Origin of the sequence: Longimicrobium sp. (assembly GCF_048594345.1) — a bacterium.
Taxonomy (GTDB): domain Bacteria; phylum Gemmatimonadota; class Gemmatimonadetes; order Longimicrobiales; family Longimicrobiaceae; genus Longimicrobium.
The window spans coordinates 144,391-166,799 of sequence record NZ_JBMDXM010000054.1; the positions used below are offsets into that span (position 1 = coordinate 144,391).

Below are 22,409 nucleotides of genomic sequence, written 5' to 3' on the forward strand. Positions count from 1 at the left end.
GACCGCGACGGCGGCCCGCCCCTCTACGTTATCGGCGCGAGGGCTTCGCGGAAAGCGTTCAGCCGTTCTCGCGCAGCACGCGGCCCAGGCGGGCCATCCCCTCGCGGATCTGGTGCGGCTGGCAGTACGAGAAGTTCAGCCGCATTCCGCTTTGCCCCGCCGTGCTGCCGGGGACGGCGAACGCCGCGCCGGGGACGTACGCCACCCCGGCTTCCATCGCCGGATCCAGCAGGGCGTCGGTGTCGTATCCCGGGGGAAGCTCCGCCCAGACCAGCGCGCCGTTGCAGGGGATGCTCCACCGGGTGCCGGCCGGCAGCTCGCTGCGGACAAGCTGCAGCATCAGGTCGCGGCGCGCGTGGTACTCGGCGCGGACCGTGGCCAGGTGCGCGGGAAAGCCGCCCTGGGCCAGGTACGCGGCCGCCACGCGCTGGCTGAAGCTGGCCATGTCCAGGTCCGCGCCGTCCTTGGCGCACCCCAGCATGGACACCAGCTCCCGCGGCGCCACGATCCAGCCCAGGCGAAAGCTGGGCGCCAGCACCTTGCTGAACGAGCCCACGTACAGCACCCAGCGCTCGTCCAGGGCGCGCAGGGGCGGCTCGGGGTGCTCGTAGTACAGCATGCCGTACGCGTCGTCCTCCACGATGGGCACGCGGTACTTCGCGGCCAGCTCCACCAGACGGCGGCGCTTTTCGGGGCTCAGACTGCACCCCAGGGGGTTGTGGCCGTCGGTGATGCAGTAGATGTAGGCCGGGCGCTCGCCGGCCTCCAGGTACCGCTGCACCGCGTCCACGTCCATCCCGGTCCGCAGGTCCGTCCCCACCGACAGAATGCGCGGCCGGTACGACTCCACCACCTGCTTGAAGCCCATGTACACCAGCTCGTCGCACAGCAGCGTGCCGCCGGGCTCCAGCAGGATGCGCGAAACCAGGCTGAGCGCCTGCTGGGCCGCCGTGGTCAGGAACACCTGCTCCGGCCGGCAGTCCACCCCCCGGTCGGCCATGATGCGCACCACCTGCTCCTTGAGCGGGTGGTGCCCCGCCTTGTACTGCAGCGCGTCCGCGTCGCCGCGCAGCACCTGCTCCGCGGCGCGGGCCAGGCCGTCCACGGGAAACAGCTCGGGCGCGGGCAGCCCCAGCGCAAACGTCACCAGGTCGTCGCGCCCGCTGAACGACAGCATGCGCTGGATGATCGACGGCCGCACGTCGCGGGTCCAGGCGGCAAGCGGCAATCCGGGTTGTTCGCCGGGAGGCGCGATGGGAACGGCGGGGATGCGGGTGTCGGGAGGGTCGATCACGCTCATCGGATGCCACGGGAAGCGCCGCGCCACGGCCGACGGCGCCGGCCGAGTGAAGCGTGCGGGGGAGCAGGGAGGAGAATCGCGACTCGCCCAAGCTAATGGAAAGAAGTCGAAGCAATCAAGAGGAAGGCGTAAAACGTGTAGGCGTAGACGGATCTTCTCGACCGTCTTGCGTCCACGCGGGTCCCCAAAGGAACTGCGTGGAGCCACCGTGCCGCCTGAAGAAACCGGTTCTTCGGGCGGAGGATGTCGCCAGACCTCCCGCAGAGAGCCGCCATCCTGAGGGAGGCGCCGTCCCCAGTCTGCTGATACAAAACGCGTTGGCGCCGACCGAAGGACCTTGTCGGCCCTAACTGAGGAGCCTGAACGGCTCCCGGAGGCCGGGTCTCGCGCAACCCGACAACGATCCTTCGGTCGCGCGCAAGCTTATGTGGTTATGAAAGTTATGGAGGTGCGCTCCCTCAGGATGACACCGTGGCCCCGTTGGAAGCAGGTCAAGCAGATGAGGGTGGGCAGCACCGTTCGGGATGACGGCGCGCCGTGGGCGCACGTGAGCTTTGGCAACACTCTCCAGACGCATTGGTCGGTGCAACGATGCATTCGCGGGGCGGAGGGGACAAGGACGGTGGGATGAACGGCGTACGGAAGGGAGAGGAGGGCGTACCACCGCGGTCGCCAACGGCGCGCTCGCACGGGGCCCGGGACCGAACACGCAGTACCGCGCTCGGCGGCATACGTGAGCCGCCACCGATCCGGACGCCGATCGGACGAAAAGCTAGACAGAACCGCGAAAGTTGATTAGTATAGACGCAAGCGAACACATACGTGAGACGACACCGCGCTACATTCGACGCAACCGGAACCGGGACACGCCATGCAACCCATCGCCCGTCCGCTGATCGTTCTGCACTCCGACCAGGTTTTCAAGGAGCGGGTGCGGCGCGTGGGCAACCAGCGATTCAAGACCCAGTTCGTGGAGGACTGGGATGCCTTGCGCGCGGCGCTCAACGAGTCGCCGCCGGCGGCGCTGGTGGTGGTGGACCCGTACACGCGCACCTACGGCACCGAGGCCGAGCTGGCGCCCGAGCTGCGCTCCATCCTGTGGGAGTTCCCCACGGCGACGGTGATCTCGGCGCTGGAGGTGCGGCGCGGCCGGGTGCGTGACCTGCGCACGCTGGGCGAGTGGGGGGTCAAGGAGGTGATCGCGCTGGACGAGGAAGACACCGTCGAGGCCATCTCCCGCCGTTTGCGCAGCGCCCAAGGGCGCCCGCTGCAGAGCCTGCTGGAGCGCTCGCTGCCCAGCAACCTTTCCGGCCGCGCCCGCGCGCTGCTGATGGCCGCCGCCGAGGTGGTGGCCGAGGGCGGCCACGGCCGCGATCTGGCCGCCAGCCTGAAGCTTTCCGAGCGCACGCTGCTGCGCTGGGCCGAGCAGGCGGACCTGCCGCCCCCACGCCGGGTGCTGGCGTGGATGCGCGTGCTGCTTGCCTGCGAGCTGCTTGACGATCCGGGCCAGACGGTGCTGAGCGTGGCGTACACCTGCGGCTACGCGTCCGACAGTTCGCTGCGCCGCGCGGTGCAGGAGTTCACCGAGGTCATGCTCACGCAGCTTCGCAAGCAGGGCGCGTTCGCCACGGCGTCGGAAAAGTTCCTGACCGAGCTGAACGCGGCGCGCGAGGCGGGCCGCATCCGCCGCCAGGAGACCAAGCTGAGCGACGAGGAAAGCGAGCTGGACCTGCCCCACTCGCGCATCCATCCGCCGCAGGAGGAGATGACGCTGGCCGCGACGCTCGACGCGCCGCCCCACGTCCCCCGTCGGCGCGGACGCCGCAAGGCCAACGCGGCCTGATCCCGGCCTGGCCGGTTGGCGAGCTACGGGCCCGCGCGATGTTCGATCGCGCGGGCCCGTTTTTCGTCCCTGGGCGACGGACAGAAAAAGAATGCCTCACACGGAGTCAACGGGGTCAACGGAGTTTGATCGTGCCGGTTCGTCTGTTCTCGCCGTACGAACCGGGGAAAAGAATGGGTCTCACGCAGAGTTACCAGAGTTAGCAGAGTTTGCTCGTGCCGGTTCCTCTGCTCTCCGGTTGAAGCCGGATTCCCATGTGTCGGGTGCGGGTGAGGGATGTCGACGAGGCACACACTTTTGTAGAGGTGTCGGGAACGGGAAGCAGATGGAATGCGGCAGGGGGCCATCCGCGTTTTTTTGAGGAGGCATGCGGATCGGTGGATGGGCATCCGCAACGCACGAAAGCAGGCGGCCAGCACCACCTGATGCGCGATCTTGAAAACCATCGGCCCCCTCCACGGTCCGGGCACGTGGCGGAGAAGCAGAGCCGCGCGCAAACTCCGTGACCTCCGCCAACTCCGCGAGAGGCGGTATTTTGATCGACCGTACAAGAAAAGCCCGATGGACCGGCGAAGCAGGCTACGTGAGGCTTGCGCGCCAGCTCCCGACACGGTTCAATGCAGGCGCGGCGTAGTTCCTGCTTCTGCGCGGATGGCTCCGCGCGCAACGGACGCCGCGCGGACTCTCGCCACACGAAACGAATGCCTCGCAACCGCGACAAGGAGCCCCTGCCCCGCGCCCCCGGCCCGAACCCGGTGGTGGAGGCCGGCGAGTCGGAGACGCTGCTGGCCCGCCCCGAGCCGCCGGCACCCCGCCCCACGCCCGTGTATCCCGGCCCGCCGCCGGTGCGCGCGCACCACGAGGACGGCCGCGGCCGCCGATTCGTGGAGCGGCTGATGGAGGCGCGCGGCCGCCCGTTCCTGCGGCTGGCGGGCTACTACGTGGTGCTGATCACGGTGATGTCGCTGCTGGTCTACTACGTGCCTGCCGTGCGCGAGGCGTTTCTTTCGTCGCAGGCGCTGGCGCTGGAGGAGGGCGGCGGCTTCGTGGGGCCCGTGGGCGAGGACTTTGGCGCGCGCGTGTCGCTGAACGAGGCGCTGCGCCGGGCCATGGGCACCCTGCTGGTGATCCTGGGCGCGCTGTCGCTGGTGGTGCCGGTGGCGTGGGTGTACATGCTCACCAAGCGTTTCAAGTACGATCCGGCGCTGGTGTCGTCCGTCATCATCCTGCCCATCGTGGTGGCGGGGATCGCGCTGGTGGTCAAGAACAGCGTGGCGCTGGCGTTTGCCCTGGCGGGGATCGTGGCGGCGGTGCGGTTCCGCAACACGCTCAAGGACCCGCGCGACGCCGTGTACATCTTCCTCACCATCGGCATCGGCCTGTCGTCGGGCGTGCAGGCGCTGGACGTGGCGCTGGCCATGTCGCTGGCGTTCAACTACGTGGTGCTGCTGGTGTGGAAGTTCAACATCGGCAGCATCTACAGCGGCCGGTACGCGCGCACGGGGATCCTTTCCTCGGGCCCGCAGCGGCTGCTGCTGGCGCAGGAGCCCGAGGGGCAGCGCGAGGTGCGGCGGCGAATGCTGGAGCAGGCGCAGGAGATTCGCACCGACGGCATTCTGCTGGTGCACTCGCACCAGCCCGACATGGCGCGGATCACCGTGCAGGAGGCGCTGGCCGACATGGCCAGGGACTGGCAGCTGGTGGACGTGGTCAAGCGCGAAGAGGAAGACCTGTTCACGCTGGAATACCTCGTGCGATTGAAGGGGAGCGCCTCGGCGCCGGAGCTGGTGGGGGCGCTGGACGAGCGATGGGGCGCGCAGGTGGCGGCGGCGGAGTACGTGCCGTTTCGCGCGCGGCGCAAGAAGCGGAAGAAGCGGGCCTGACGCCGGGGTGGGCGCGGCCCGGGGCGTGTACCGGGGAGATTGTGCGGTGAAGAGGATCGACTGGACGCGGCGCGCGGCGGCGGGGCTGGCGTGCGCCGCGCTGCTGGCGTCGGCGGCGTGCGGGGCCCGCGAAGCGGGGGTGGGGCGCACGGTGGGGCCCGTCCCCATGGACTCCGTGGCGCTGAACCTGGTGCTGATCGGCGACGCGGGGCTCCCCAACCCGGCGGGCGAGCCGGTGCTGCAGGCGCTGCAGCGCGAGATCGCCGCGGCGCCGGAAAAGAGCTTTGTCGTCTTTCTGGGCGACAACCTGTACCCCGTGGGCCTTCCCGACACGCTGACCGAGCCGGGGCGCGAGGGACTGCGCATTCTGCGGGCACAGATGCAGCCTTTGCGCGACACCAACACCCGCGGCCTGTTCGTTCCCGGCAACCACGACTGGGCGCAGGGCGCGCCCGAGGGGTGGAGCAACGTGGTGCGGCAGGAGCGCATCATCAACACCGAAGGCGCCGGCCTGTTCGGGATGGAGCCGCGCGACGGGTGCCCCGGACCGGTGGTGGTCGACGTGGGCGAGGTGCTGCGGGTGATCGCCATCGACACCCACTGGTGGCTGCACCCCAGCACCAAGGGCGGCCCGGGCCGGTGCAACCCCGGGACCGAGGACGGCGTGGTCGACTCGCTGCGCATCGTCCTGGCCACGGCGGGCGACCGGCGCACCGTGGTGGTGGCCCATCACCCCATCATCTCCGGCGGAAGCCACGGCGGCTACTTTGACTGGCCCACCTACCTGTTCCCGTTTCACCCCTGGGCGCGCGTGGCGGGGCTCTTTGCCCGGCAGGACGTGACGGGGCGGGAGTACCGCCACATGACGTCGCAGCTGGCCCGCGCGTTCGTGGTCGATACGCCCACGGTGTACGCGGCGGGGCACGAGCACAACCTGCAGGTGTTCCGGGGCTCGGCCGAGCGGCGCGACCCCGCCAACTACCTGCTGGTAAGCGGCACGGGGATCTACGGGCACACCACACCCAGCCGGCGCATCACCGGCACCCGCTACGTGCGCGAGGCCAGCGGCTACCAGCGCATCACCTTCCTGGCCGACGGGCGGGCACGGCTGAGCGTGATGGTGGTGGACGCACAGGGGAACGCCACGGAGGATTTTTCCATCTGGCTGGACGTGCCCGTGATCGGCGCGGCGGAAGCCGCCCCCGCGGGCGCGGGGGACGGCCGATGAGGCGTGTCCTGCTGCCGCTGGCGGCCGCACTGCTGGCGGCGCCACTTGCCGCGCAGGGCGGCGAGACGCGGGAGGTGGCGGCGGGGCCGCAGTACCGCGCGGGCGCCCTGAAGCGCGCCCTTCTGGGCCGCAGCTACCGGGAGTTGTGGACCACGCCGGCCACGGTCCCCGTGCTGGACCTGCGCACCTTCGCCGGCGGGCTTACGCCCACGGAAACGGGCGGCGGCAACCAGACGCTCTCGCTGCGCTTCGAGGGTGCCGACGGCAAGGAGTACGCGTTCCGCTCGGTGGACAAGGACCCGGGGCGCGGCGAGGGAGGGGCCCGGGGGATCGCGGGGGCGGTGCTGAAGGACCAGGTGAGCTCGCAGAACCCGGCCGGTGCACTGGTGGCCGGGCGGGTGATGGACGCCACGGGGCTGCTGCACGTGGACCCGCTGCTCTTCGTGATGCCGGACGATCCGCGGCTGGGGGAGTTTCGCGAGCAGTTCGCGGGGATGCTGGGGCAGCTGGAGGAGCGGCCGGATGACGGCTTTGGCGGCGCGGCGGACGTGGAGGATACGGATGACTTCCTTCCCCTGATGCAGCGCGATCCCGCCGCCAACCGGCTGGCGGCGGAGGAGTACCTGACCGGCCGGCTGATGGACTTTGTCCTGGGCGACTGGGACCGGCACGAGGACCAGTACAGCTGGGCCCGCTTTGACCGCGGCGGCGTGCGGGTGTGGCGGCCCATCCCCCGCGACCGCGACTACGCCTTCGTGGACTACGACGGGCTGGGGATCGACATCGCCCGTCCCTTCGTCCCCAAGGCGGTACGCTTTCGCCGGGAGTACGGCAGCCTGTTCGGGCTCATCCAGCAGGCGCAGTACCTGGACCGGCGGCTGCTGGGCGGGCTGGACCGCGCGGTGTGGGACTCCGTTGCCGTCGCACTGCGCGCGCGGCTGACGGACGCGCTGATCGACGACGCGGTGCGGCGGATGCCGGCGGAGTACCAGGCGCTGGTGGGCGCGGAACTGGCCGCCACCCTGCGCGCCCGCCGCGACGCGCTTCCCGCGGCGGCGGCGGAGTACTACGCCATGATGGCGCGCGAGCCCGAGGCGTACGGCAGCGACGGGGCCGACTTCGCCGTAGTGGAGCGGACGGCGGAGGGGGTAGAGGTGCGCATTCACGCCGGAGGCGACGAATCGCGCGCGCCCTTCTTTCGCCGCCGCTACGTGGACGACGACACGCGCGAGGTGCGCGTCTTTCTGCTGGACGGCGCCGACCGGGTGGAGGTGCGCGGCACGGGCGGAATGCTGGTGCGGGTGATCGGCGGGGCGGGGGACGACCGGCTGGCGGACGCCGGCCGCGGGCGCACGGCGTTCTACGACGCGGCGGGGGACAACCAGTTCGTCCGCGGGCCGGGGACCACCGTGGACACCCGCCCGTTCGACCGGCTGGAGTCCATCACCGGCGAGCAGGTAGATGCCAAGCCGCCCCGCGACTGGGGGACCAGCGGCGGCGCGCTTACGCCGTTCGCCGCCTTTCGCCCCTTCGCCGACCTGGTGGTGGGGGTGGGCCCCTCGTACACGCGCCACGGCTTTCGCCGCTTTCCCTACGCGGAGAGCTGGTACGTGCGCGGGCTGTGGGCGCCGCTGTACTCCCGCTTTGGCGCGGAAGCGCGCTACACGCGGCGGCACACGGGGGACAACGGCTTCGGCTACGTATTTGGCCGCGCGTCGGAGATCGAGGGCGTCTACTTTACCGGCTACGGCAACGAGACGAGCGACGACGAGGGGCTGCGCCACTACATCGTCTGGGAGCGGCAGGCGCTGCTGGAGCCGGGGATTGTCCTGGACCAGGGCGGCGGCCTTCTTCTCTCCCTGGCCGGCGTGCTGCGCTACACGGATCCGGAGGTGGATCCGCTCACCCCTGCGGACGTCGTCCGTCCGCTGGGGACCGAGCCGTACGTGACGGCGGGGGTGCGCGCCGGGGCGGCGTGGCTGCGCACGGACGACATCGCGTATCCTACCCGCGGCTGGACGCTGGCGGCGGAGGGCGGCGCCTTTCCGTACCTTTCCGAGTCCGCCGCGGGAGACGGCACGCGGGACGGCGAGTTCTTCCGCGCCGGGGCCCGGGGCGCGTACTACCTGCCGCTGGGCACCTCCGTGCTGGCCGTGCGCGCCGGGGGCGAAAAGGTGTGGGGAGACTATCCCATCCAGTACGCGGCGCTCCTGGGCGGCTCGCCCACGCTGCGCGGTCATTCGTGGCAGCGCTTCGCGGGCGACGCGTCGGCGTTCGCGGGGGCGGAGCTGCGCGCGCCGCTGTTCGGCAGCATAGGCGCGCTGGCGCTGGCCGACGCGGGCCGCGTGTGGTACGACGGCGACAGCGACGGCGGGTGGCACACGGCCGTGGGAGCGGGCGCGTACTTGCGCGCGGGGGCCCAGACGCTCAGCGTGTTCTACGCGCAGGGCGAGCGCGGTATCGTGTACCTGCGCCTGGGTCTCCCCTTCTGACGTCTTGATGTCCATCACCACCTGGCCCCCTTCCCAGCCCGATTCCACCCACGGACCCGAGGCAAGGCGCACGACCCTCGTGCGCTTTGAGCCCGGCGCGCCCGGCGTGCTGCGGGCCGTGGCCACGGGGCCCGCGCCGGAAGGCTTCCGCGCCGGCTCGCCCGTCACCCAGACCTTCCGCGACGTCTACCACGACACCGACGACGGCGCCCTGGCCAAACGGGGTGCCTGGGTGTGCCTGCGCCACCACGCGGACGGCACGCGCACGCTCGTCGTCCGCACGGGGAGCGAGGCGGAGGGCGGCACGCTGGCCTCCGCGCTCCTGCCGCCGGGAGGGGACGAGCCGCTGACGGGCGCGTCGGACCCCGCCCGGATGCTGCGGGCGATGGTGGACCCGGCCCGGCTGGTTCCGCGCGTGGAGCTGGAGACGCACCGCATCGTCCGCTCGCTGCAGTCGCTGGACGGGCGGCCGGCGGAGGTGGCGTGCGACGCGATCGTGGTCCGCAACGGCGAGATGAAGGCGCGGCTGGAGGAGATCGAGCTGCGGCTGCCACCCGGCGCGGACGCGGACCATCCAGTCGCGGCGGCGCTGCGCCACGCGCACGGAATGCGGCTGGTGTCGGAGGACCGGCTGGAGCGCGCGCGCCATGCGCTCAAGGAGCGCGCGCTGGACCGGATGGAGAACGCCGTCCGCGCCGCGCGCCGGGTGGCCGTCGTCGCGGTGGAGGATGGGCGCATCGCCCTGCGGCGCGAGCGGACGGCGCTGCGCATCCCCGCGGGCGAAGGCGGCGGCGAGGAGAATTGCCGCCGCGTGCTGCGCGCGTGCTTTGGACACGACGGGGCGCGGGTCCGCCTTCTGGGCGTGGGACCCGGGCCGGCGGACCGCGCGGCGGTGGAGGTGTGGCTGGCGGAGGGCGCGTACACGCAGACGGAGGACGCGGTCTGCGAGATCGTCCGCATCCCCCTGGACGAAGTGCTGCACTCGGTGGGCTCGCCCGCGCTGCGGGACCGCGATACCCTGGCGGCGCTGCACGTGGTCGCGCGCTCGGAGCTGCCGTCGCGCGTGCGCGGCGAGGGGAGCCGCGAAGAGCTGGCGGCCGCGCGCGCCACCCTGGCCAGCGCGCCGGAAGCGGAGGGGACGGAGACGCTGCCGCCGGGCTCCATGCTGAACATGGAGCTCAGCATGCTGGCGTTCAACCGCCGCGTGCTGGGGCTGGCGGAGGACGAGCGGGTGCCGCTGATCGAGCGGCTGCGCTTCGTCTCCATCTTCGGCGCCAACATGGACGAGTTCTTCCGCGTGCGCGTGGCGGGGTTCAAGCGCGCGGTCACGCTGGGAAGCACCAAGGCCACGATGGACGGCGCCACCCCGCAGGAGCAGCTGGACGCCATCGGGGTGCGGGCGCGGCGGCTGCTGGACCGCGCCTACGCCCTCCTCGCCGGCGCCATTCTCCCGGAACTGGCGGAGCACGGCATCCGCGTGGTGCACCTGGACGACCTGTCGCGCAGCGAGCTGGAGATGGTGCGCGGGTTCTGGGTGAACGACGTGCATCCCCTGCTCATGCCCCTGACCGCCGGGCCCGGCCACCCCTTCCCCCACGTCCGCAACCTGCGCCCCGCGGTGGCGGCCCTGGTGCGCGACCCGCGCACGGGGGAGCGGCGGCTGGGGATGGTGGAGCTGCCGGACGGGCTGCCGCGCTTCGTCCGCCTGCCGGAGAGCCGCCGCTTCATCCCCATGGAAGAGGTGGTCCGCGCCTCCTTCTCCGCGCTGTATCCCGGGATGGAGGTGGAGCCGGCGCACACCTTCCGCGTCACGCGAAGCGCGGAGCTGCACCTGGACCGCACCCAGGTGGAGGACCTGCTGCACGCGGTGGAAGAGCAGGTGCGCAAGCGCCGCTTTCGCCCCGTGGTCCGGCTGGAGGTGGAGCGCGAGATGCCGGAGGCCGTGCGCACCATGCTGCTGCGCGAGCTGCAGTACGAGGTGCCCGAGCAGGTGGCGGCGCTGGGGGAAGAGGACGTGTACCCGGTCGACGGCTTGATCGACCTGCGCGGGCTGCGCGAGCTGGCGGACGTGGACGCGCCGCCGGAGCTGCTGTATCCCCCCGCCCCGCCCCCGCACGAGCCGCTGGACCCGGAGCGCGGCGTCTTTGACCAGCTGCGCGCATCGCCGGTGCTGGTCTCGTTTCCCGGCGACTCGTTCCAGGGTACCGTGGAGCGGCTGGTGCTGGACGCGGCGGAAGACCCCGACGTGGTGGCCATCAAGCTGGCGCTGTACCGGACGAACTCCCGCTCCAAGATCGTGGACGCGCTGTCGCGGGCGGCGGCGCAGGGCAAGCAGGTGGTGGCGCTGGTGGAGCTTACGGCCCGCTTCGACGAGCTTAGCAACATCCAGTGGGCGCGCCACCTGCGTTCGTTCGGCATCCACGTGATCTACGGGATGCCGGGGCTGAAGGTGCACGCCAAGATCGCGCTGATCGTGCGGCGCGAGCCGGCGGGGATCCGGCGCTACGTCTACATCGGCACGGGGAACCTGAACGCCAGCACGGCGGGGTTCTACACGGACCTGGGGCTGATGTCGGCCGACCCGGCGCTGGGGGCGGAGCTCAACGAGGTCTTCAACTCCCTGACCGCCGGGGTGCTGCGCGACGACTACCAGCAGCTTCTGGTCGCACCGACGACGATGCGCAGCCGCTTCGTGGGGATGATCGACCGCGAGGCGGAGCACGCGCGGGGCGGGGGCGAGGGGCACATCATCGCCAAGTTCAACGGCCTGGCGGACCGCGAGATGATCGCCGCGATGTACCGCGCGTCCGCCGCCGGGGTGCGGGTGGAGCTGCTGGTGCGCGGCATCTGCTCGCTGCGGCCCGGGGTGGCGGGGCTCTCGGAGAACATCCGTGTGTACAGCGCGCTGGGCCGCTACCTGGAGCACGAGCGCATCTTCCGCTTCAACAACGGGGGCGCCGCGGAGTACTACATCGGTTCCGGCGACTGGCGCACGCGCAACCTGAGCCGGCGCGTGGAGGTGGCGGTGCCGATCGTGGATGCCGCGCACCGCGAGCGGCTGGACGCCATCCTGGCGCGCGACCTGGCGCGCCCGGACCTGTGGGAGCTGGGCGCCGACGGCACCTACTACCAGCGTCCCGAGCTGGCGCCGCGCGACACGCCCGCCGCCCGGCGCGACCCCGAGCGGCCGCCGATCATCATCGTGGAAACATGACCGCTTTTCGATCGATGCACCTCGTCCGCATGCGGGCCGCGCTTTCCCTCGCGGCCCTTGTGCTGCTCACCGGCTGCGAACGGCCGGGCGACGAGCCGGAGGCGTCCGCGAAGGGCGATTCGCTGCAGACGTGCCGGATCATCCGCAAGGAGGTGGCGCTCCCCGCGGACGTGGGCGAGAGCAGCGGCGTGGCGTTCGACCCGCGCACGGAGGGCGTGTTCTGGACGCACGGCGACAGCGGCGCCGACCCGGTGATCTTTGCGTTCGGGCCCGACGGGCAGCCGGCGGGGCGGGTGGTGGTGGCGGGTGCCCGCAACCGCGACTGGGAAGACGTGGCGGTGGGACCGTGCGAGGGCGGCGAGTGCGTGTTCCTGGGCGACATCGGCAACAACACCAGCCGCGAGCGCGAGATCACGCTCTACCGCGCGCCGCTCCCCGCGCTCACCGACACCGTCACGCGGCCGGCGCAGGCGTTCCGCGCCCGCTTTCCCGGCGACGGCCGCGACACGGAAGCCCTGTTCGTGACCACGGACGGAAGCGTGTACCTGATCAACAAGGGCCAGCACGACGAGATCGAGCTGTGGCGCTGGCCCACGCCGCTGCAGCCCGGCCCCGTGGACCTGGTGCGCGTTCGCACGCTGGCCCCCGAGCCCGGCAGCCCCGGCGACGCGGTGACCGGCGCCGGCTCGTCGCAGGACGGGCGCTGGGTGGCCGTGCGCACCTACGCCCGCCTGCTCCTGTTTCGCACCGCCGACCTGCTGGGGAACGGCGAGGCGGCGTTCAGCATGGACCTTACCCCCCTGGCCGAGCCGCAGGGCGAGGGCGTGGCCATGCGCGCGGACGGCACGGTGGTGCTCACCAGCGAGTCCGGCGGGCACGGGCTGGCCGCGCAGGCGACGCTGCTGCAGTGCCCGCTTCCGTGAACGGGTGAACGGGTGTGAGGGTGTGAGGGTGTGAGGGTGTGAGGGTGTGAGGGTGTGAGGGTGTGAGGGTGTGAGGGTGTGATTATGAGGGTGATGGCGGAAAGGATGGCGCGACCCTCGGGGGCCCTCTCCCCCGCCAGGCCTTTCGCTCGTTCCTCGCGACGGCTGGCGACCCCTCCCCCAACTTCGGGGGAGGGGTGGTGTAGCGGCGAGGGGGGTGCGATACGGCGGTGATTCGCGAGGCAGGGGCCGGCGGCACACCGTGTCCGCGAAGGCGGACAGCGTGAGGTCGTTGCCGCGATTTCAATCGCTCTCCCAAGGCCTGCCACGCCCTCAACCCTCTCCCCTCGCATCCCGCCCCGCCAATCCGCGAAGGCGGATTTCGTGTCGTTGTTGCAGCGAATTCATTCGCCCTTGCGGCCCAACGGCACCACTTGTCCCACATCCCTTCAACCCTGCTGCTCTCCCACCCCAACGTCCCTCGATCCGCAAAGAATCATCCCATCATCCACCGATGTGAAACAGGCCGCATCTCCCTCCGGCCCAGTGTTTCGCTCGCTGCTGGGTTCGCCCTGCCTACCTGCCGGCAATGTGGAAGTGCAACCATGGCAATGCATTACACGGCAAACGCAATGATGCGTGGGTGGATGCGGCGCTTCGTTTCCCTGGCAGGCGCAAATTGCTGGGGCGCGGCGGGTTAGAAACAAGGTGGCAATTGGGCACGGACTCTGCATTCCCCGCGACACGACGGCGGCTCCAATTGGGGAGCCTGTCCGAGTTCCACCTTAGCGTGGGGGTTGTCATGGGTATTCTGTGGATGATCATCATCGGCCTGATTGCCGGTGCGATCGCGAAGTTCATCATGCCGGGGCGGGACCCGGGCGGCATCATCGTCACCATTCTGCTGGGCATCGCCGGCTCCGTGGTGGGCGGCATGCTGTTCGGCGGCAGCGACAACCGCGTGGGCCTGATCGGCAGCGTGGTGGGCGCCCTGATCCTGCTTCTGCTGTACCGCCTGCTGGTGGGCCGCCGGCGCACCAACATCTAACCCCTAACGGTTTCGGAGGCGCGCCATGTCGGTCAGCACCATGAAGGACCTGCTCAAGCACGAGCTGGGCGATCTGCTCTACGCGGAGCAGCTGATCCTCAAGATGCTCGGCTCCCTCACCCGCGAGGTGAAGAACCCCGAGATGCTGAGCCGGGTGCAGGAGCACATCGGCGAAACCGAGGAGCAGATCCAGCGGCTCCGGCGCGCCTTCGAGGCGATCGGCGAGAGGGCCAAGGCCGAGACCTGCCATGCGGCGGTGGGCCTGAAGGAAGAGCACGACTCGTTCAAGAGCGAGGAGAGCCCCTCCAAGCAGCTGCTGGAGGCGTTCGATCTGGGCAACAGCCTGCGGGTAGAGCACTACGAGATCGCGGGGTACCGCTCCGCCATCGCCGTGGCCACCGCCATGGGCGAGCGCGAAGTGGCCGCCCTGCTGGGCGAAAGCCTGCGCGAGGAAGAGGCCATGGCCTCCTTTATCGAGCGCAACTCGGTGCGCGCGCTGCGGATGCTGGGCACGGGGGTCGACCTGGCCACCGGCGCCGCCGAAGTGCAGTTCACCCCGGCCTCTGAAGGCGGCTCGTCGCGCGGCGGCGGCAGCAAGTCGTCGGGGAGCAAGTCTTCCGGCAGCAAGTCGTCGGGGAGCAAATCCTCCGGAAGCAAGTCGGGGAGCAAGTCGTCCGGAAGCAAGTCCGGCGGCAGCAAGTCGGCAAGCAAGTCCGGCGGATCGTCGGGCGGACGCACCACGGCGGATCGCTCGTCGGGGAGCAAGAGCGGCGGATCGTCCAGCAAGTCGGGCGGCTCGTCGTCCAAATCCTCCAGCAAGTCGTCGGGGAGCAAGTCGGGCGGCAGCAAGTCGTCGGGCAGCAAGTCCGGAAGCAAGTCGTCCGGCAGCAAGTCGGGGAGCAAGTCCGGCGGCTCGCGCTAAGGCACTCCGCCGGCGCTTCGAGGCCCCTTCCCGCGGTTCGGGGAAGGGGCCTCGGTCGCTTCGGAGGGGAGTCCCCCGTAGAGGACATTCAAGCGCACTTACGCGATTTCCAGCGGCCGCTCCGTCTGGTTTGATGGCGCTACGGCGGTGGAATCAGCAATGTAGATCCATGTCGGCATGCGGTTGAAAATCGGGGGTTTAGGCCAAATTTCGGCATTCCTTCGCTTAAGTCGTTTGTTTGCAGCAGAAAGCCAGCAGCCATGCGGGTTTTTGGCCCCACACGAGGGCAAAAACAGCTATCTTCAATTGACACAACACTTTGGGAGGATTACATTGAACGGAGTTGAATGCCCCTAGCATGGCGGAACGCGGCGGTCCCGGAATGACGGCCGCGTTTGTCGTGTGAAAGACAGGAGACGGAATCTGGTGAAGGAAAACGAGAGCCGTTCGCCGCGAGCCAAGCAGAACGTCCCGCTGCGAAGTGACTTCCGTTCGCTGGTTCGCTCGCGTCCCGTGCAGGCGCTTTTGCTGGGCTGCGCGGTGCTGCAGGGTGTGGCCACCGCCACGGGCTCGGGCCCGGTGGGCGAGGATGGCAAGCCGCGCCGCGGGGTGGTGCAGTCGGCGGTAAAGAGCGCCGTGGCCATCAACGTGGCCCCGGTGGTGGTGCGGGCGCCGCAGCGCGTGGCGGCCGCCGAGGCCGACCGCCTGGCCGACGAGTACCGGGCCCGTGGGTACGACGTCCCGGCCCCGCTGGCGCAGCTCATCTACACCACCGCGGTGGAGAACGACATCGAGCCCGAGATCGCGTTCGGGCTGGTGCGCACGGAGAGCGAGTTCAAGGATTACGCGACCAGCCACGTGGGCGCCATCGGCCTTACGCAGCTCATGCTGCCCACGGCCCGCTGGTTCAAGCGCGACGCCACGGAAAGCGACCTGCGCGACTCCGAGACCAACCTGGAGATCGGCTTTCGCTACCTGGGCGAGCTGATCGACCGCTACGACGGCGACGTGCAGCTGGCGCTGACCGCGTACAACCGTGGCACCGGCACCGTGGACCGTGTTCTGGAGCGCGGCGGCAACCCCGACAACGGATATGCCGGCAAGGTGATGGGCCGCGGCTGATCTACCTGGTCTGGATGATGAGAGGGGCGCTCCCAATGCGGGGGCGCCCCTCTTTCGTTTCCGACATTCCCAGCAAGCGGACAGAAAAGATAGGCCTCACACGGAGTTAACGGAGTCAACGGAGTTTGTACGAGGTGTGCGGAAGGTGAGTGCCACCATCCATCCTCCTGATGATGGAGGGTTGGCAGGAAGATTGGAAGAATGCACGAGATCCGTACTCCGTTAACTCCGTTGACTCCGTGTGAGGCCCCCTTCTGTGGGATCTCGAGAAGAAGCAAAGGGGCCGCCTCCCAGCATGTGGAAGGCGGCCCCCGGTGCGTCCGGCGCGAGCGGCTTACTTTTCCGACATCACCCGGTTCTTTTCGATGTAGTCGGTCCACTCCGGCGGCACGTCCGTGTCGGGAAAGATGGCCTGCACGGGGCACTCCGGCTCGCACGCGCCACAGTCGATGCACTCGTCCGGATTGATGTAGTACTGATCGTCCGCCTCGTAAATGCAGTCAACCGGGCAGACCTCGACGCAGCTCGCGTCCTTGGTGCCGATGCAGGGCTCCGCGATCACGTAGGGCATCTGGTTCTCCAGCAGGGGTCAGGGCCAGGGATTGTAAGCTCGCATTCGGCCGGAATGCGGTATCTTAACGACGAGTCCGGCGCTTGTCCACACCCTCTTCGAACGCTCGTTCGAAACGCTTCAGTCCAGGTGCGTTTCGAACCACTCCAGGGTGGCCTCGGCGGCCACGCGAAGCTCGGGGGTGGCGCCCGCGTACGGGTGCTTTGCGTTGAAGCCGTGGTCCGCGCCCTCCACCACCAGCAGCTCGGTATCCTCGCCCGCGGCGTCGAACAGCTGGCGCCCCTCGTCCACCGGCACGGATGCGTCCGCGTCGCCGTGGACGATCAGCCAGGGCACGGTCACGCGCGTGGCGGCGGCGAGGATGTCCAGCCGCGCGCGGTTGGCGTCCAGGTCGCGCCAGTAGTCGGGGCCGATGGGCATCATCTGCTTCGTCCGCGCGTTCTCGATCTCCACGTTGCCGCCGGCGTTCCACGCGGCCACCTGCTCCGGCGTCCAGCGGTCCACCCTGGCGATGGCGGCCCAGGTGACCAGCGCGTTCACCCGCGGGTCCGCGGCCGCCGCCAGCACCGCCTCGCCGCCGCCGCGCGAGTGGCCAAACAGGCCGATGCGCCGCGCCGGCCGGTCCAGCAGCGCGCCGCGCGCCAGCACGTCCGTCACGCGGCGGATCTCGTCCAGGTTGCGCGTGTGCGTGTGCTCGGTGAACAGGTGCATCGCCGAAAAGGTGTCGGCGCCGTCGGGGCCAATGCCGTTGCGCGAGAAATCCACCGTGACCGCCGCAAAGCCCCGCTGGGCCGCCGCGCGCGCCAGGTTGGGAAAAAAGCCGAAGCGGCGGAATCCCTTGAAGCCGTGGCAAAAGACGATGGCCGCGTCCGCCCGGTGCCCCTGCCGCACGCGCACGTCGCCGCGCACCGGGGGCCCGCCGTCCGGCGAGGGAAGCTCGAATGTGGTGCAGGTGATGGCGGTGGTGGAATCGTCAGGCATGCGTCCGTCGTGCTGGTTGGGCCCCGCACCGGTCTGGGATGGCGGGAGCGGATGCGCTTCATCATCATAACCCGGGCCGCGTCGTTCCACCTCCCCCGCGACGCGTTCGTCCCGCCGGAAGCGGCGTTCGTGGCGTCCGACTTGCCCCCGTGGCGAACGAGCGTGTATCCTCCCGCACCCGGGACCGCGCCAGCACGTGCGCTGGCGGTGCCGAACCGCACCCATGGATGGAGACGATGAAGCGGATTCTGACCATTGCAGGCCTCGCGGCGCTCTCCGCGTGCGCCAGCGGCACCGCGGGAAGCGAGCCCGCCACCGGCCCCGGCACCGGGGCCGTCACGCCGCCGGCCACGGGCGTGAGCGCCGCCGGCTCTGGCGCCGCCGCGACCGCCGCGGCCACCATCACGGCCGACGACATGCGCCGGCACGTGGCCTACCTGGCCTCGGACGCGCTGCGCGGCCGCGACACGCCCAGCCCGGGACTGGACTCCGCCGCGGCGTACCTGTCCCGCGAGTTCGCGCGGCTGGGGCTGCAGGGCGGCGCCGGCGAGGGCGGATTCATCCAGCGCTACCCGCTGCGCGGCCGCGGCGGATCCGGCATCGCGCCCAACGTAGTGGCCGTTTTTCCCGGCGGCGACCCCACGCTGCGCAACGAGTACGTGGTGCTTTCCGCGCACATGGACCACGTGGGTGTGGGGCGCCCCGTGCGCGGCGACAGCATCTACAACGGCGCCGACGACGACGCCAGCGGCACCAGCGCCCTGGTGGAGGTGGCCGAGGCCTTTGCGTCCATGCCGCGGCGGCCGGCACGCTCCATCATCTTTCTGGCGGTGAGCGGCGAGGAGAAGGGGCTGCTGGGGTCGGAGTACTACAGCAACAACCCCACGGTGCCCATCGGCAGCATCGTGGCGAACGTGAACATCGACATGATCGGCCGCAACGACGGCGGTGACGTGGTGGTGATAGGCAAGGACTACTCGTCGCTGGGCCCGCTGGTGGACCGCCTTGCGGGCGAGCACCGCGGCATCGTGGGCATTACCCCCGCCAACGACCGCTGGCCCGAAGAGCGCTTCTTCTTTCGCAGCGACCACTACAACTTCGCGCGCAAGGAGATCCCGGCCATCTTCTTCTTTGCCGGTGTGCACGACGACTACCACCAGCCGTCGGACGAGGTGGAAAGCCTGGACGTGGACAAGGCCGCCCGCGTGGCGCGCCTGGTGTTTCTCACCGCGAACTCCATCGCGACCACGCCGCAGCGCCCCGAGTGGACTGCATCCGGCCTGGCTGAGGTGCGGCGGATGACGCGGGGCGGCCGCGACTGATCGGTCGCTGAACCCAGCGCAAAGAAGAAGGCCCGCCACCCGGCGATCGGGTGGCGGGCCTTTCCGCGCGTGGTGGATCCGCGTTCGACCTACTGGATGCGCAGCCCCAGCCCGAATGCCGTGTAGCTGAGCGTCTCCCCCTCGTACCGCGGGAGCAGCGAGCCGCGCACGGAGGCGATCACGGCGGTGTGAAAGAACAGCGGCCGGGCCACGTCCAGCCGCCCCTGCAGGCCAAAGGCATCTTTGGTCTCGGCTCCCTGAAAATACGCCGGCCCGGCAAGCGCCCGCGCCGAGAACCCCGCGCCGATCGCCTGCTGCACGCCCGCCACCGCGCCCAGCGTAAAGAACACGGGATAGTCAGGCATGCACGTGTCGTTCGGACCAACCCTGCAGATGTCGGTCATGGAGAGCGGGCCGCTGATTCCGGCCGTGACGCCCCCGACCAGCGTTCCCGACTCCATCCTGCCGAGCGGGAGCGCCACGCTCATGTCCAGCGCCGGCCCCCGGCGCGCGTCGAAGGTTCCGCCCGCGCCCGCGAACACGCCGAAGCTCGCCTCCAGGGCGGGCCCGAACATCTTCTGCGCCGCGGCGTTTGCGGGACCAGCGGCCACGCATGCGGCGGCAACAAGGCCAAGCAGGGCTCGATGCATCATCATCGCGTGATCCTGAAGAAATCGGGAAAGAGTGCGGGCTGCCGGCGCAGGGAAGCAAATCGTGCAGCCGAAGAACGCACATCCCGCCCAAACCGGGACACAGGATCGATCATCACCGGGTCCGGAATGAACCGGCGATTCCTGAACCTCAGTCTCGGAGCCCCCGTCCACCCCCACCTGTCATTATCATCCGCCTGTCATCCTGATACCATTTCTCGCAGTTCGTTGTGCAATCAGAGGAACGACGGAAAGACATCACGCGGAGGCGCGGAGGAACTGATGAGGCGCGGAGGCGTTTTGGGCGTTCCCTCCGCGCCTCTTCTGTTTTCTCCGCACCTCCGCGTGAAAACCGTTCCCCTCACTGCACATCGAAATCCGAGAGATGGTATGAGAGAGGCGCCGCCCTGAACCGTCGGTGACACGCGACAGCCCGTGCGCCGACCGAAGGATCTCCATCCGAAGCGCAATGAAGCCCGGCCTTGCTCCCAGGCTCCTCAGAGGATGCGCCGACCCAAGGACCCTGTCTGGCCTGACTGAGTGTCTTGAACGGCTCCCGGGAGCTGGGTCTCGCGCGACCCGACAAACCTGTCATCCTGAGAGAGGCGCCGCCCGGAACCGTCGGTGACACGCGACAGCCCGTGCGCCGACCGAAGGATCTCCATCCGAAGCGCAATGAAGCCCGCCTTACTCCCAGGCTCCTCAGAGGATGTACCGACCCAAGGACCCTGTCTGGCCTGACTGAGTGTCTTGAACGGCTCCTGAGGGCTGGGTCTCGCGCGACCCGACAAAGATCCTTCGGTCGCGCGCAAGCTTATGTGGCTATGAAAGTTACGGGCGTGCGCTCCCTCAGGATGACAGTGTGCTTCTGGAGGAACAACTGAGGTTTCTCAAGGATGACAGTGTGCTTCTGGAGGAACAACTGAGGTTTCTCAACGCCCTCTCAGGCTCAAGATGGGAGCGCGCTTCTTGTTTTGGCTGCGTTGCAGCCAGAACGCGAAACAGCCTGCAACCGCGAAGGCAGTTGCAGGCTGTTCCCTATTCCCTATTCCCTATTCCCTGCCGTTCCTACCCGTCGAACCGCCGCATCACCAGCGTCGTGTTCGCGCCGCCGAAGCCGAACGAGTTGCTGATCACCACGTCCAGTGCCGCCTGCCGCGCCGTGTGCGGCACGTAGTCGAGGTCGCACTCGGGGTCGGGGTCGGTCAGGTTGATGGTGGGCGGGATGATGCCCTCGTGGATGGCAAACGCGCAGACGCCCGCCTCGATGCTGGCGCTGCCACCGAGCGCGTGGCCGATCATCGACTTGGTGGACGAGACGGCCAGCTTTTGCGCGTGATCGCCGAACACCGACTTGAGCGCCCGCGTCTCCGCCAGGTCGCCCACCGGCGTGCTGGTGCCGTGCGCGTTGACGTACGTCACCTCTTCCGGCACGATCCCGGCGCTGCGCAGACCGCGCTTCATTGCCAGCGCCGCGCCCTCGCCGTTCTCCGGCGGCGCGGTGATGTGGAACGCGTCGGCGCTCATGCCAAAGCCGATGATCTCGGCCAGGATGGGCGCGCCGCGCTCGCGGGCGCTCTCCAGCTCCTCCAGGACCAGCACGCCGCCGCCCTCGCCGTGCACAAAGCCGCTGCGCTTTACGTCGAACGGCCGCGACGCCGTCTCGGGCGAGTCGTACGTGGTCGCCAGCGCCCGCGCCGCCGCGAAGCCCGCGTACGAGATGGGCGTAAGGCACGCCTCGGTGCCGCCGGCCAGCATCATCACCGCGTCGCCGCGCTGGATGGCGTGGAACGCCTCGCCGATCGCGTGGTTGCTGCTGGCGCACGCGCTTACCGGTGCGTAGCTGGGCCCCTGCGCGCCGGTGCGGATGGCGATCTGCCCGCTGGCCAGGTTGATGATGCTGGCGGGGATGAAGAACGGCGACACGCGGTTCAGCCCTTTGTCCCGCGCCATGTCGCTGGTCTCCATGATGGAGATCAGCCCGCCCATCCCGGAGCCGATGATGGTACCCGTCTCCTGCGGATTGGGCACCGGCTGCAGGCCGCCCAGCCCCGCGTTGCGCATGGCGTCGTCCGCGGCGACCAGCGCGTACTGGATGAACCAGTCCATCCGCCGCGCGTCCTTGTGGTTCAGCACCGGCTCGGGGCTGAAGTTCTTCACCTCCGCCGCGATGCTGATCTCCGGCGCGATCCCCGGCAGCTCGCACTTGGTGAGCGGCCCCACGCCAGACCGGCCGGCCTTTACGCCGTCCCAGGTCGCCGCCGCCGTATTCCCCAGCGCCGTGACCATCCCCACGCCCGTGATGACGACCCTGCGTGCCACCGTTCTATCTTCTTGCTGGTGATCGACTGTCTTGCAAACGGTTCGACTGCTCCCCGTACGCCGAAAGAGACCTATCGGTCCGCAAAACCGGGATCGTGGCTCGTCGACGAAGATCGACACGGCGTCCGCGGGCGCCCCCTTACTCGCTTAGGCTCGCACCTCCCCCAAAAACCCCTGGGGGAGGTGGACTTCAGCCCGCCGACGAAGATCGAACTGCGTCCGCAGGGTGCCCCCTTACTCGCTTAGGCTCGCACCTCCCCCAAAAACCCCTGGGGGAGGTGGACTTCAGCCCGGCGACGAAGATCGAACTGCGTCCGCGGGGCGCCCCCTTACTCGCCTAGGCTCGCACCTCCCCCAAAAAAACCTGGGGGAGGTGGACTTCAGCACGCCGACGAAGATCGAACTGCGTCCGCGAGGCGTCCCCTTACTCGCCTAGGCTCGCACCTCCCCCAAAACCCCTGGGGAGGTGGACTTCGATCGCGCTTCGACAAGGTGCGTCGCACCCCCTCCCCCACGCAGTTTGTGGGGGAGGGCCGGGGAGGGGGGCGGGCCACCAAACCACCCCCCACCCCCCCAAAAACCCCACCC

At 69.7% G+C, this 22,409-nt stretch carries 15 protein-coding genes; 10 read left to right on the plus strand and 5 right to left on the minus strand.

Translation table 11 applies throughout. From position 1 onward, the window contains the following. Positions 1-58: 58 nt before the first annotated feature. The gene (locus ACOJUJ_RS06890; protein WP_420126116.1) at positions 59-1,300 is read right to left on the minus strand and encodes a PLP-dependent aminotransferase family protein; all 1,242 of its coding nucleotides are present in this window, start codon (positions 1,298-1,300) and stop codon (positions 59-61) included. A gap of 871 nt (positions 1,301-2,171) precedes the next feature. Here ACOJUJ_RS06890 and ACOJUJ_RS06895 point away from each other — a divergent pair. From ACOJUJ_RS06895 to ACOJUJ_RS06935, 9 genes are all read left to right on the plus strand, one after another. Continuing rightward, complete coding sequence (locus ACOJUJ_RS06895) at positions 2,172-3,143, plus strand: helix-turn-helix domain-containing protein (protein ID WP_420126117.1); 972 nt, start codon at positions 2,172-2,174, stop codon at positions 3,141-3,143. 701 nt (positions 3,144-3,844) lie between these two features. After that, complete coding sequence (locus tag ACOJUJ_RS06900; protein WP_420126118.1) at positions 3,845-5,026, plus strand: DUF4956 domain-containing protein; 1,182 nt, start codon at positions 3,845-3,847, stop codon at positions 5,024-5,026. A 46-nt stretch (positions 5,027-5,072) separates the two neighbouring features. After that, complete coding sequence (locus tag ACOJUJ_RS06905; protein WP_420126119.1) at positions 5,073-6,254, plus strand: metallophosphoesterase family protein; 1,182 nt, start codon at positions 5,073-5,075, stop codon at positions 6,252-6,254. Beyond that, on the plus strand, positions 6,251-8,746 hold the full coding sequence (locus ACOJUJ_RS06910; RefSeq protein WP_420126120.1) for a hypothetical protein: 2,496 nt from the start codon (positions 6,251-6,253) through the stop codon (positions 8,744-8,746). Before ACOJUJ_RS06905 ends, ACOJUJ_RS06910 begins: the two co-directional genes overlap by 4 nt. 7 nt (positions 8,747-8,753) lie before the next feature. Then, positions 8,754-11,960, plus strand: a complete 3,207-nt coding sequence (gene ppk1 / locus ACOJUJ_RS06915; protein ID WP_420126121.1) for a polyphosphate kinase 1 — start codon at positions 8,754-8,756, stop codon at positions 11,958-11,960. Then, positions 11,957-12,883 carry a hypothetical protein gene (locus ACOJUJ_RS06920; RefSeq protein WP_420126122.1) on the plus strand — a complete coding sequence of 309 codons (927 nt, stop codon included), beginning with the start codon at positions 11,957-11,959 and terminating at the stop codon, positions 12,881-12,883. The genes ppk1 and ACOJUJ_RS06920 overlap by 4 nt, the downstream gene beginning before the upstream one ends. A gap of 802 nt (positions 12,884-13,685) precedes the next feature. After that, positions 13,686-13,931: a GlsB/YeaQ/YmgE family stress response membrane protein gene (locus ACOJUJ_RS06925; protein WP_420126123.1), complete on the plus strand. Its 246-nt coding sequence runs from the start codon at positions 13,686-13,688 to the stop codon at positions 13,929-13,931. A gap of 25 nt (positions 13,932-13,956) precedes the next feature. Further along, entirely contained in the window at positions 13,957-14,853 is an 897-nt protein-coding gene (locus ACOJUJ_RS06930) for a ferritin-like domain-containing protein (protein WP_420126124.1), read from the plus strand. Between the two features lie 426 nt (positions 14,854-15,279). Beyond that, positions 15,280-15,975 carry a lytic transglycosylase domain-containing protein gene (locus ACOJUJ_RS06935; protein ID WP_420126125.1) on the plus strand — a complete coding sequence of 232 codons (696 nt, stop codon included), beginning with the start codon at positions 15,280-15,282 and terminating at the stop codon, positions 15,973-15,975. 334 nt (positions 15,976-16,309) lie between these two features. On the opposite strand, the gene ACOJUJ_RS06940 is transcribed toward ACOJUJ_RS06935, so the two are convergent. After that, positions 16,310-16,546, minus strand: a complete 237-nt coding sequence (locus ACOJUJ_RS06940) for an indolepyruvate ferredoxin oxidoreductase subunit alpha (protein ID WP_420126126.1) — start codon at positions 16,544-16,546, stop codon at positions 16,310-16,312. Between the two features lie 120 nt (positions 16,547-16,666). Beyond that, the gene (locus ACOJUJ_RS06945; RefSeq protein ID WP_420126127.1) at positions 16,667-17,527 is read right to left on the minus strand and encodes an alpha/beta hydrolase family protein; all 861 of its coding nucleotides are present in this window, start codon (positions 17,525-17,527) and stop codon (positions 16,667-16,669) included. A 236-nt stretch (positions 17,528-17,763) separates the two neighbouring features. Here ACOJUJ_RS06945 and ACOJUJ_RS06950 point away from each other — a divergent pair, with 236 nt between their 5' ends. After that, complete coding sequence (locus ACOJUJ_RS06950) at positions 17,764-18,849, plus strand: M28 family peptidase (RefSeq protein WP_420126128.1); 1,086 nt, start codon at positions 17,764-17,766, stop codon at positions 18,847-18,849. Positions 18,850-18,938: 89 nt separating this feature from the next. On the opposite strand, the gene ACOJUJ_RS06955 is transcribed toward ACOJUJ_RS06950, so the two are convergent. Beyond that, positions 18,939-19,505, minus strand: coding sequence for a hypothetical protein (locus ACOJUJ_RS06955; RefSeq protein ID WP_420126129.1), 567 nt, complete (start codon positions 19,503-19,505; stop codon positions 18,939-18,941). 1,062 nt (positions 19,506-20,567) lie between these two features. Then, the gene (gene fabF, locus ACOJUJ_RS06960) at positions 20,568-21,821 is read right to left on the minus strand and encodes a beta-ketoacyl-ACP synthase II (RefSeq protein ID WP_420126130.1); all 1,254 of its coding nucleotides are present in this window, start codon (positions 21,819-21,821) and stop codon (positions 20,568-20,570) included. Positions 21,822-22,409 lie beyond the last annotated feature (588 nt).